This window comes from Pseudomonas sp. B15(2017), from assembly GCF_002113215.1.
Classification (GTDB): domain Bacteria; phylum Pseudomonadota; class Gammaproteobacteria; order Pseudomonadales; family Pseudomonadaceae; genus Aquipseudomonas.
The window spans coordinates 256,228-267,525 of the sequence record NZ_NEJZ01000006.1 but is presented as its reverse complement, the minus strand read 5'-3'; the positions used below and the strand labels follow the sequence as shown (position 1 = coordinate 267,525).

Genomic DNA, 11,298 nt, shown 5'->3' with positions numbered 1-11,298 from the left:
CATGCGTTCGCACCTGTTCAAGGCTCTACCCTTCGCTCTCGCCGCGTCTTTCGTACAAGCACAATCCTTACCAGAAGCCATGCAACAGGCGTTGGATGTCCATCCGGAAATCCAGGCAGGGGTCAACAGCCGACTGGCCGCGGATTATCAGTTAAAGGCTGCAAAAGGTGGATACCTGCCCAAAGTTGATCTGCTGGGCGGTTATGGCCGTGAAGGCACCGACAGTGTGACCACCCGCGCCAATGGTGGCGGCAATCACTGGGAAACCCTGAACCGCAGCGAGTCAAGTTTACGTCTCTCGCAAATGGTTTTTGACGGTTTTGCGACGTCCAGCGAAGTCGGGCGTCAACAAGCCACCGTCAACTCCCGCGCCTATTCATTGCTCGGCACTTCCGAGCGCACCGCGCTGACCGTGGCCCAGGTTTATCTGGACGTGCTCACCCGTCGCGAATTCGTGCGTCTGGCCGAAGAAAACCTCAAGAGCCACCAGCGCATCTACGACCAGATCCAGTTGCGCACCCAGCGCGGCGTCGGCAGCGGTGCCGACCTTGACCAGGCCGAAGCGCGGATGGCCCAGGCCCGCAACAACCTGATCACCGAGCAGACCAACCTCGCCGATTCGGAAACCAACTTCCTCAGCGCCGTCGGCCAGATGCCCGATCAGCTGGAGCGTCCGGCGCCGTTCATGGCGATGATGCCGGCCAACCTGAATGAAGCGCGCCAGCAGATGCTGGAAAACAGCCCGATCCTGCGCTCGGCCGAGTCCGATATCGCCGCTGCCGAAAAGCAGTACGAGACCGCCAAGTCGACCTTCTACCCGCGCTTCGACGCCGAGCTGGGCCGCACTGCCGACAACGATCTCGATGGCCAGAACGGTCACAACAATGAATGGCAGGCCATGCTGCGCATGCGCTTCAACCTGTATTCGGGCGGCAGCAACAAGGCGGATCTGGAGTCCAAGTCCTACCTGTCGAACCAGGCGCTGGACATCCGCAACAACGCCTTGCGTCAATTGAATGAAGAACTTGGCCTGGCCTGGAACGCCCTGAACAACGCCAATGCACAGGTGCCGATCGCTCAGCAATACGTTGATCACAGCACCGCGGTGCGCACCGCTTACCAGCGTCAGTTCAGCCTCGGCGAACGTACCCTGCTGGATTTGCTGGACAGCGAAAACGAGTTGTTCACCGCTTCGCGCCGTCTGGCTGAAATCAAAAACATTCAGTTATTTACTCAGTACCGAATCAAGGCGACCATGGGCGAATTGCTCAAGAGCCAGGGAGTGGTCGCACCTTTGGCATCCGTTGTGCAGAACGACGTGAAGCCCAAGGTCCAGCTGCCTGGGATGAATTGAGTTGTCCCTTTTCAACTGCTAAAGAGTGTCGAGCGTGGAATCAGAAGTCAGTCGAGTTCATCTCAGTCATGATCCACGCGCGTTGCACGACGATCCGTTACTGGATGGTCTGCTCGCTCTTTGCATGCTGCACCAGAAACCCGCCAGCGCGGCCATGCTGACCACCGGCCTGCCGCTACCCAAGCAACGCCTGAGTGTCGAGCTGCTGCCCCGTGCGGCGGCGCGCGCCGGGCTGCAGGGGCGGGTGCTGCAACGCAAGCTGGAAGAGATTCCGGCGATTGCCATGCCGGCGCTGTTGCTGCTCAAGGATGGCCGCAGCGCCGTCCTGCTCGGCTGGCAGGGCGAGAACGAAGCACGGGTGCTGCTCAGCGAAAGCGACGGCGGCGAGTCCCTGGTCAGCCGCGAACTGCTGGCCGACGACTACACCGGCAAAGTGTTTTTCGCCCAGCCCCAGCACAAATTCGACGTCAACCACGGCACGCTGATCCCGCGTGCGCGCTCTTGGTTTCGCGACACCCTCAAGCGTTCGCGCTGGCTGTACGCCGACGCCATCGCCGCCAGTTTCCTGATCAACATCATCGCCATGGCCGCGCCGCTGTTCGTGATGAACGTCTACGACCGCGTAGTGCCGAACCAGGCCGAAGCGACCCTGTGGGTGCTCGCGCTGGGCATCACCGGCGCCTATCTGTTCGACCTGATCCTCAAGAGCCTGCGCAGCCTGTGCCTGGATCTGGCCGGCAAGAAAACCGACCTGATCATCTCCGCCACGCTGTTCGAACGCATCGTCGGCATGGCCATGAAATACCGCCCGGCGCGGGTCGGCAGCTTTGCCCAGAACATCCACGAGTTTCAGAGCCTGCGCGATTTCCTCGCCTCGCTGACCCTGACCAGCCTGATCGATTTGCCGTTCACCATTCTGATCTTCATCGTCATCGCCATTCTCGGCGGGCATCTGGTGTGGATTCCGGTACTGGCCTTCCCGATTGCGCTGCTGATCGGCTACGCCTTGCAGAAGCCGCTGGTGGCAACCATGGAACGCACCATGGCGCTGGGTGCCGAGCGTCAGTCGAGCCTGATCGAAACCCTCGCTGGCCTCGACGCGGTGAAGGTCAACAACGCCGAAAGCGAACGCCAATACCAGTGGGAGCAGACCATCGGCACCCTCAGCCGCCTCGAGCTGCGGGTGAAAATGCTTTCCGGCCTGGCGATGAACATCACCCTGCTGATCCAGCAACTGGCCGGGGTGATCATGATCGTCTTCGGCGTGTACCAGATCATCGCCGGCAACCTGAGCATGGGCGGTCTGATCGCCTGCTACATGCTCAGTGGCCGCGCCCTCAGCCCGCTGGCGTCGCTGTCCGGTCTGCTGACCCGCTACCAGCAGGCTCGGGTGACCATGACTTCGGTCGATCAGATGATGGAGCTGCCGCAGGAGCGTAACTTCGAAGAGCGCCCGCTGAGCCGCAAGGTCCTGCAAGGTGCGATCGAATGCCGCCAGCTCAGCTTCACCTACCCGGAGCAACAGAACCCGGCGCTGAAGAACATCAACCTGGTGATCCGTCCCGGCGAGAAGATCGGCATCATCGGCCGCAGCGGTTCCGGCAAAAGCTCACTGGCGAAACTGCTGGTCGGCCTGTACCAGCCGGACGACGGCGCGTTACTGGTGGACGGCGTGGACATCCGCCAGATCGACGTCAGCGAGCTGCGCTACAACATCGGCTATGTGCCGCAGGACATCCAGCTGCTGGCCGGCACCCTGCGCGACAACCTGATTTCCGGCGCCCGTTACGTCGAGGATGAGTTGGTCCTGCAAGCGGCCGAACTGGCCGGCGTCCACGAATTCGCCCGCCTGCACCCGCAGGGCTATGAACTGCAGGTCGGCGAGCGCGGGCAGAACCTGTCCGGCGGTCAGCGCCAGAACGTCGCGCTGGCCCGGGCGCTGTTGCTCAATCCGCCGATTCTCTTGCTCGACGAACCGACCAGCGCCATGGACAACACCGGCGAAGAGCGCCTCAAGCAACGCCTCGCGGCGGTGGTGGAAAACAAGACCGTGGTGCTGGTGACGCACCGGGCATCGCTGCTGTCGCTGGTTGATCGCCTGTTGGTGGTCGACCGTGGACAGATTCTCGCCGACGGCCCGAAAGCGGCCGTCATGGAAGCGTTGAAGAAGGGGCAGATCAGTGTTGCTTAAGTCGGGTTTCAAGGATTCGATCCGCCGCTACTTCAAGGGCTCGGCATCGCTGCAGGGGCAGCCGCTGCCAGAGGTCAACAAGGCTTTGATCGAGGACGCGCCGCGTGTGGTGCGCCTGACGATCTGGGCGATCATCGGTTTCTTCGTGTTCCTGATGCTGTGGGCCAACTTTGCCGTCATCGACGAAGTGACCAAGGGCGACGGCAAGGCGATTCCCTCGTCGAAGATCCAGAAAATCCAGAACCTCGAGGGCGGGATCGTCTCCGAGCTGTTCGTCAAGGAAGGCCAGATCGTCGAGGCCGGCGCGCCACTGGTGCGGCTTGATGACACGCGATTCGTGTCCAACGTCGGCGAAACCGAAGCGGATCGCTTGTCGATGCTGCTGCGGGTCGAGCGCCTGAGCGCCGAGGTCGATGACCGCCCGCTGAATTTCCCCGAGGACGTGCTCAAAGCCGTGCCGGGTCAGGCGAAGAGTGAAGAGTCGCTGTACATCAGCCGTCGTCAGCAATTGCACGACGAGGTCGGTGGTTTGCAGGAGCAGTTGATCCAGCGCCAGCAAGAGCTGCGCGAATTCACCTCGAAGCAGGCGCAATATCGCCAGCAACTGGGTCTGCAACGTCAGGAAATCAACATGTCCGAGCCGCTGGTGGCCCAGGGCGCGGTGTCGCCGGTGGAAGTGCTGCGACTCAAGCGTGCCGAAGTGGAAACCCGTGGTCAGCTCGACGCCACCACGCTGGCGATCCCGCGCGCCGAATCGGCGATCAAGGAAGTGCAGCGCAAGATCGACGAGACCCGTGGCAAATTCCGCAGCGAAGCCCTGACCCAGCTCAACGAAGCGCGCACCGACCTGAACAAGGCCCAGGCCACCGGCAAGGCGCTGGAAGACCGGGTCAGCCGTACGCTCGTTACTTCACCGGTGCGGGGTATCGTCAACAAGATGCTGGTCAACACCATCGGCGGCGTGATCCAGCCGGGCAGCGACCTGCTGGAAATCGTACCGCTGGACGACACCCTGCTGGTCGAAGCGAAGATCCGCCCGCAGGACATCGCGTTCCTGCATCCGGGCCAGGAAGCCACGGTGAAATTCACCGCGTATGACTACACCATCTACGGCGGTTTGAAGGCCAGGCTGGAGCAGATCGGCGCCGACACCATCACCGATGAAGACAAGAAAACCACCTACTACGTCATCAAGCTGCGCACCGAGCGCAGCCATCTCGGCACTGACGAGAAGCCGTTGCTGATCATCCCGGGGATGGTGGCGTCGGTGGACATCATCACCGGCAAGAAGACGGTGCTGAGCTATTTGCTCAAGCCGATCATCCGGGCGCGGGCCGAGGCGTTGCACGAACGCTAGATTTTCATTCGCCCTTCAGGCTTCATCGCTGGCTTGCCAGCGATGCGTCAGGTTGAACACCACATACCTGTCAGTAAGTGACAAAAATGGTCACTCACCATCCGGTCCATTCCTAAGCAATCGCCATATGGTTATTTGTTAGCGGTATTTAAATTCCGCTTCTTATAGCTATAAAGTCATCCTCGGCGTACCTGCCGACCAATCGGCGCGCCGCACGACACTGGGGCGTGCAGCGCTGATTTTCTGATCTGCTAGCATTGCGTGCGAATCAATCCTGATCGGTCATGAGTGCTCAGCATGCAACTCCCGGACATGAACCTGTTGGTCGCCCTCGACGCCTTGCTCGACGAAGGCAGCGTGGTCGGTGCCGCACGGCGGATGAACCTCAGCCCGGCGGCCATGAGCCGTACGCTGACGCGGATTCGCGAAGCCATTGGCGATCCGGTTCTGGTGCGTGCCGGACGCGGTTTGGTGCCTACGCCCAAGGCTCTGGAGTTGCGCGAGCAGGTGCGCGATGTGGTCGAGCAGGCGGCGCTGCTGTTTCGCTCGGCGGATGCCGTTGAACTGGGCACGTTGCGCCGGCGCTTCAGCATACGCGCCAACGATTTTTTCGTCGGCGTGTACGGCGGCAAACTGTTCGACACCCTCGATCAATTGGCGCCGCACTGCGAATTGCGCTTCGTTCCCGAAGGTGACGGCGACGATGAAGCCTTGCGCGAAGGGCGGATCGACCTGAGCGTGAGCAACACCCGCCCGGTGACCCCGGAAGTCAAAATACAGAACCTGTTTTCCACCCACTTCGTCGGGCTGGTGCGCGAGGACCATCCGCTGCTGGATGGCGAGATCACCGCCGAGCGGTACGCCGGGTTTTCCCACATCAGCATGTCCCGCCGGGGCATTGCCCGGGGGCCTATCGACACCGCGTTGAATGCCCTGGGCCTGGAGCGGCGAGTCGCAGTGATCGCGCCGAGTTTCCACGCGGCAATGTTCGCGCTGCCGGATTCCGACCTGATCCTGCCGGTGCCCAAGGAAGCGCTGCTCAGCGTGCGACGGCTGGGTTTGAAGCTGCGCTCATTCGATCTGCCGATCCCGCTGCCGACGCTGATGCTGACCCAGGCCTGGCACCCGCGTTTCGACAAGGATCCGGCCCATCGCTGGCTGCGCGAAACCCTCAAGACCTGCTGCGATGAAACCTGGCTGGCGGCGCAGCCCTGAGAGTTGCGTCTGATGCACTTATAAACTGCCGAGAAGTCAATTTTCGTCAGCACTAAGCCCTACTACCATGCTCCGGTATTTTTCCCTCCGGAGTTTGCCTGCATGACATCCCTGACGGTTACGGCGCCGATTGCCGCTGCCGCTGCCGCTCCGATGGCCGCCGCGCCACTGGTGTTCGGGGCGCGGATCATCATTGGTCTGGTCGGCGTGCTGCTGGCGGTGCTGGTGTCGGGTCTCAACGAGATGGTGACCAAGGTCGCCCTGGCCGACATTCGCGGCGCCCTGAGCATCGGCTACGACGAAGGCACCTGGCTGGTCGCCGGCTACACCGCGATGTCGGTGGCGGCCATGGCGTTCGCGCCGTGGTGCTCGGTGACCTTTTCCCTGCGTCGCTTCACCCTGTGCGCCATTGGCGTGTTCACCCTGCTCGGGGTGCTTTGCCCGTTCGCCCCGAACTACGAAAGCCTGCTGCTGATGCGCATCCTGCAAGGCCTGGCTGGCGGCGCGTTGCCGCCAATGTTGATGACCGTTGCGCTGCGGTTTTTGCCGGCCAACATCAAGCTTTACGGTCTGGCCGGTTATGCCCTGACCGCCACCTTCGGCCCAGGCCTTGGTACGCCGCTGGCGGGGTTGTGGACTGAATACGTCGGCTGGCAGTGGACTTTCTGGCAAATCATCGTGCCGTGCCTGATTGCCATGGCGATGGTTGCCTGGGGCATTCCACAGGATCCACTGCGCCTGGAGCGGCTCAAGTCGTTCAACTGGAAAGGCCTGCTGCTGGGCTTTCCGGCGATCTGCATGCTGGTGATCGGCCTGTTGCAGGGCAATCGTCTGGACTGGTTCGAGTCGAACCTGATCTGCGCTTTGCTCGGCGCCGGTTCGCTGTTGCTGGTGGCGTTTCTGATCAATGAATGGTCGCAGCCGATTCCGTTTTTCAAGTTGCAGATGCTCGGCATTCGCAACCTGTCGTTCGCGCTGATGACGCTGGCCGGCGTGCTGGTGGTGCTGTTGGCGGTGGTGCTGATTCCATCGAGTTATCTGGCGCAGGTGCAGGGTTACCGGCCGGTGCAGACCGCGCCGATCATGCTGCTGGCGGCGTTGCCGCAACTGATCGCGCTGCCGCTGGTGGCGGCGCTGTGCAACCTGCGTTGGGTCGATTGCCGCTGGGTGCTCGGCATCGGTTTGAGCATGTTGACGCTCTCCTGCCTGGGCGGCTCGCAGCTGACTTCGGTGTGGATTCGCGACGATTTTTACATCCTGCAATGGCTGCAGATTTTCGGCCAGCCGATGGCGGTGCTGCCATTGCTGATGCTGTCGACCGGCAGCATCCAGCCGCAGGACGGGCCGTTCGCTTCGGCGTGGTTCAACACCGTGAAAGGCCTGGCGGCGGTGGTCGCCACCGGCGTGATCGAGGCGCTGACCACTTCGCGCCTGCATTTTCACTCGACGATGCTGGTCGATCGCCTCGGCAATTCGCCGCTGGCCGCCAGCAATGACCCCGGCCTCGCTCATCGCCTGCATGAACAGGCGGTGGTGCTGACGTCTTCGGATCTTTACCTGTGCATGGCTGGCGTCGCGGTGGCGCTGATCCTGCTGATTTTCTGGCTGCCGACGCGGATCTTCCCGCCGCGCGCGCCGACCTGACTGAAATAGAAGGTTCTTATGACGACTCAAGCAAAGCAAAAACTCGCGGTGGCTGTGGCCGCTGCGCTGGCGGTCGGTGTGCTGGTGTATCTGGCGATGCCCGGTCTGTTCGGCAAGCGCACTCAACAGAACACCAATGATGCCTTTGTCTCCGCCGACTTCACTCTGGTGGTGCCGCGTGTGGCGGGGTTCATCAAAGAAGTGCTGGTGGAAGACAACCAACAGGTCAAGGCCGGCCAGTTGCTGGCGCTGATCGATGACCGCGACCTGCGCGCCGCTGCAGAGGCCGCCGATGCGCAAACCCTGGTGGCTCGCGCTCAACTGCAGAACGCCAAGGCCACGCTGGAGCGCCAGACCTCGGTGATCGCTCAGGCGCAGGCGTCGGTGGTGTCGGCCAAGGCTGAAATGGCTTTCGCCCAGCAGGAATTGAACCGCTACAACCACCTCGCCGGCGTCGGTGCCGGCACCGTGCAGAACGCGCAACAGGCGCGCACCCGGATCGATCAGGCTTCTGCGCGTCTGGACACGGCCACGGCGAAACTGGCGGCGGAACGTAAGCAGGTCGAGATTCTGACGGCGCAGCGCGATGCCGCCGAAGGCAGTTTGAAACACGCTCAGGCCGCGCTGGAAATCGCCAGTTTCGAGCTGTCATACACGCGCATCACCGCGCCTCAGGACGGCATGATCGGCGAGCGCGCGGTGCGGGTCGGCGCCTATGTGACGCCGGGCAGCAAGTTGCTGGCGGTGGTGCCGCTGAAGCAGGCCTATGTGGTCGCCAACTTCCAGGAAACTCAACTGACTGATGTGCAGCCGGGGCAGGACGTTGTCGTGCGGGTCGACAGCCTCGGCGGCGAAGCCCTCACCGGCCGCGTCGAGAGCATCGCTCCGGCCACCGGCGTGACCTTCGCGGCGGTCAAACCGGACAACGCCACCGGCAACTTCACCAAAGTCGTGCAGCGGATTCCGGTGAAAATCCTGCTGGAGCCTGGCCAGCCGCTGGCCGAACGCTTGCGGGTGGGGATGTCGGTGGAAGCGAGCATTGATACCAAAAGCCCGGCGACGTCGATGTGTGAGGTGACGCAGCGATGAAGCACCTTCAGTCCATGACCGTGGTCCTGAGTCTCTCGGCGTTGGCGGCCTGCACCGTCGGCCCGGATTTTCAGAAGCCCGAAGCCATGCGGATTGCCGAGTGGGCAAAACCGTCAAAAACCGCCGTCAGCAAGACTGTCAGCGAACCGTTGAACGAGCGCTGGTGGGAAGTCTTTCACGACGCGCAACTGTCGGCCCTGACCCAGCGCGCCTTGCGCAGCAACCTTGACCTGCAACTGGCCAGCAGCCGCCTGCAACAAAGCCGCGCGGCCCGTCAGGTGATCACCGCCGATCGTTATCCAACGACTGCCGCCACCGGCAGCTACGCTCGCAAACGCAACAGCGGCGAAGGCCTGAACGATCCGTCCGGGCACAATGGCGATTCTGCGTTCAACCTGTGGGATGCCGGATTCTCCGCCTCTTGGGAACTGGATTTCTGGGGCCGTGTGCGCCGGGAAACCGAAGCCGCCGATGCCAACCTCGAGGTCGCGGAAAACGACCGTCGCGGCGTGCTGCTGGCGGTACTCGCGGACACCGCGCAGAACTACATCCAGTTGCGCGGCGTGCAAAACACCCGCGCGGTCACCGAGCAGAATCTCGATGTGGCGCGGCACAGCCTGAAACTCTCGCAACTGCGCCTCAACGACGGCGTGGCCACCGATCTCGACGTCGCCGAAGCGGCCGCACAAGTGGCGGCCATCGAATCGCGGCTGCCGGCACTGGAGCAACGTCAGGCGCAACTGATCAACGCCATCAGTCTGTTGATGGGTGAACCGCCGCAGGCTCTGTCCAAAGCGTTATCCACAGATGCCCCAGTGCCACAGTCGCCACTGACTGTCGCCATCGGCTTGCCGTCGCAACTGGCCGAGCGCCGCCCGGACATCCGCCAGGCCGAAGCCCGGTTGCACGCCGCCACCGCCAATATCGGCGTGGCCAAGGGCGATTTCTATCCGCGCATCACCCTGTCCGGCAATCTCGGTTCGCAGGCCATGCAACTCAGCGACTTCGGTTCCTGGGGCTCACGCGCCTTCGGCATCGGCCCGCAATTCAGCCTGCCGCTGTTCGACGGCGGCCGCTTGCGCGGCGTGCTGCAACTGCGTGAGGCCCAGCAGCAGGAAGCGGCGATCGGTTATCAACAGACCGTCCTGCGTGCCTGGCACGAAATTGACGACCAATTGACCGCGTACAACGCCAGCCAGCGCCGGCGCGACAGCCTCGCCGAAGCCGTGCGCCAGAACCAGATCGCCCTGCGCACCGCGCAACAGCAATACGTCGAAGGCGTGGTCGACTTCGTCAACGTCCTCACCGTGCAAGGCGCACTGCTCGCCACCCAGGAACAATGGGTGGAAAGCTCCACCGGCGTTTCACTGGCGATGGTCGGCCTGTACCGGGCGTTGGGTGGGGGATGGGAGTCGGTGTATCCGGTGGGAGTTCTCGCTACCAGTAATCCGGTTTGATCGCTGGCTTCTTATGAGTGGGGACTCGGTGGGGAAATTGGTGCATCAGCAATTCTTCAGCGGTGATGACACGTCGTATCCAATGCGAGTGATCTTTCATCGAGCCAGGAGAGGGGCGATTGAGCCCGGCTCTATGGGGAAGTACGACACCCACTACTACTCCGGGAAAGTCTGAGCGTATAGCTCGTAACGCGGGGGTCATGTCGGTGTCGCTGGAGACCAGCACTATCTGGTCGAGACGCTCATCGGGATCGAGCAGCGACTGACGACATGCTGTGCGATACATGCTGATTGCGATGTGAACGTCAGTTTCCTTTTCTTCGAGCTTCCAGATGTCGACTTTGTCCTGGCGTGAAGCGCCAGTGTTTCTATCGATAAACCTGGGAGCCTTGGCCGGCTCAAGGTGATGGCGGCCAAAGTGCACTGAGACATTGGTTGATCTCAAGGCCCTGATGTAGGTGTCCTGGGCTTCCTTGGAAACGCGGCCGCGAGTTGCCAGTTCAGGTTTGATGGGGGAGGTGAAATAGTCGATCGAGATGACGGAGCTTTTTGGATTTTCTATGTGGGCCACATGAATCAACAAGCCTCTGAGATTGAGCCACTTGTAGGGTGTACCTGCCAGAAGCCCATAGAACATGTTGTAGCCATCTACAAAGAAAGCAGTTCGCACAAATCGATCCTCAGAAACGAAAAAACCGGCCTAAGCCGGTTTCTTCACCCCAACTGCCAGCGAACTGAATCGCTACGTACGGGGTTGAGTAAGGCAATCCTAGATTGAGTGCGTCATGCAGGTCAACCGTCGTTTTATCATTCCCTCACCCAGCTGTTTTATCTTCAGCGCCGGCTCATCAGATTTGTTGTCTCGTCTCGTCAGGGGTCAAGGTTTTCCAAAGCTTCTGTATGAGCAATTGTTGCCCGCTCGGAGGCAAAGCCTGCTGTTTGTCATGATTTTTCTTTTGGAGTGGAGGTTATTTCCTAAGCATTTGTAGGA

General features: G+C 61.6%; 8 protein-coding genes. 7 read left to right on the top strand and 1 reads right to left on the bottom strand.

Annotated features, from left to right (window positions below; translation table 11 throughout):
- The first annotated feature begins 1 nt into the window (after position 1).
- The 7 genes from CAF73_RS12105 to CAF73_RS12075 all read left to right on the top strand — a co-directional run bounded on the left by CAF73_RS12105 (position 2) and on the right by CAF73_RS12075 (position 10,307).
- Complete coding sequence (locus CAF73_RS12105) at positions 2-1,354, top strand: TolC family outer membrane protein (RefSeq protein ID WP_085698122.1); 1,353 nt, start codon at positions 2-4, stop codon at positions 1,352-1,354.
- Positions 1,355-1,388: 34 nt separating this feature from the next.
- Entirely contained in the window at positions 1,389-3,545 is a 2,157-nt protein-coding gene (locus CAF73_RS12100) for a type I secretion system permease/ATPase (RefSeq protein WP_039773034.1), read from the top strand.
- A complete protein-coding gene (locus tag CAF73_RS12095; RefSeq protein WP_085697924.1) occupies positions 3,535-4,902 on the top strand; it encodes an HlyD family type I secretion periplasmic adaptor subunit in 1,368 nt (455 codons plus the stop codon). The genes CAF73_RS12100 and CAF73_RS12095 overlap by 11 nt, the downstream gene beginning before the upstream one ends.
- A 297-nt stretch (positions 4,903-5,199) precedes the next feature.
- The gene (locus CAF73_RS12090) at positions 5,200-6,117 is read left to right on the top strand and encodes a LysR family transcriptional regulator (RefSeq protein ID WP_085697925.1); all 918 of its coding nucleotides are present in this window, start codon (positions 5,200-5,202) and stop codon (positions 6,115-6,117) included.
- A 102-nt stretch (positions 6,118-6,219) separates the two neighbouring features.
- On the top strand, positions 6,220-7,761 hold the full coding sequence (locus CAF73_RS12085) for an MFS transporter (protein ID WP_085702812.1): 1,542 nt from the start codon (positions 6,220-6,222) through the stop codon (positions 7,759-7,761).
- 18 nt (positions 7,762-7,779) lie between these two features.
- Positions 7,780-8,850 (top strand): HlyD family secretion protein, encoded by a 1,071-nt coding sequence (locus CAF73_RS12080; protein WP_085702811.1) that lies wholly within the window; start codon positions 7,780-7,782, stop codon positions 8,848-8,850.
- Positions 8,847-10,307, top strand: a complete 1,461-nt coding sequence (locus tag CAF73_RS12075) for an efflux transporter outer membrane subunit (RefSeq protein WP_085702810.1) — start codon at positions 8,847-8,849, stop codon at positions 10,305-10,307. Before CAF73_RS12080 ends, CAF73_RS12075 begins: the two co-directional genes overlap by 4 nt.
- On the opposite strand, the gene CAF73_RS12070 is transcribed toward CAF73_RS12075, so the two are convergent.
- Positions 10,288-10,977 carry an NYN domain-containing protein gene (locus tag CAF73_RS12070; RefSeq protein ID WP_085684355.1) on the bottom strand — a complete coding sequence of 230 codons (690 nt, stop codon included), beginning with the start codon at positions 10,975-10,977 and terminating at the stop codon, positions 10,288-10,290. The two genes, CAF73_RS12075 and CAF73_RS12070, sit on opposite strands and share 20 nt — an antisense overlap.
- Positions 10,978-11,298: the final 321 nt, after the last annotated feature.

Bases quoted from the DNA above. Each gene is read 5' to 3' on its own strand.
- CAF73_RS12085 (WP_085702812.1), top strand. From the start codon at position 6,220: ATGACATCCCTGACGGTTACGGCGCCGATTGCCGCTGCCGCTGCCGCT.
- CAF73_RS12105 (WP_085698122.1), top strand. From the start codon at position 2: ATGCGTTCGCACCTGTTCAAGGCTCTACCCTTCGCTCTCGCCGCGTCT.
- CAF73_RS12090 (WP_085697925.1), top strand. From the start codon at position 5,200: ATGCAACTCCCGGACATGAACCTGTTGGTCGCCCTCGACGCCTTGCTC.
- CAF73_RS12075 (WP_085702810.1), top strand. From the start codon at position 8,847: ATGAAGCACCTTCAGTCCATGACCGTGGTCCTGAGTCTCTCGGCGTTG.
- CAF73_RS12080 (WP_085702811.1), top strand. From the start codon at position 7,780: ATGACGACTCAAGCAAAGCAAAAACTCGCGGTGGCTGTGGCCGCTGCG.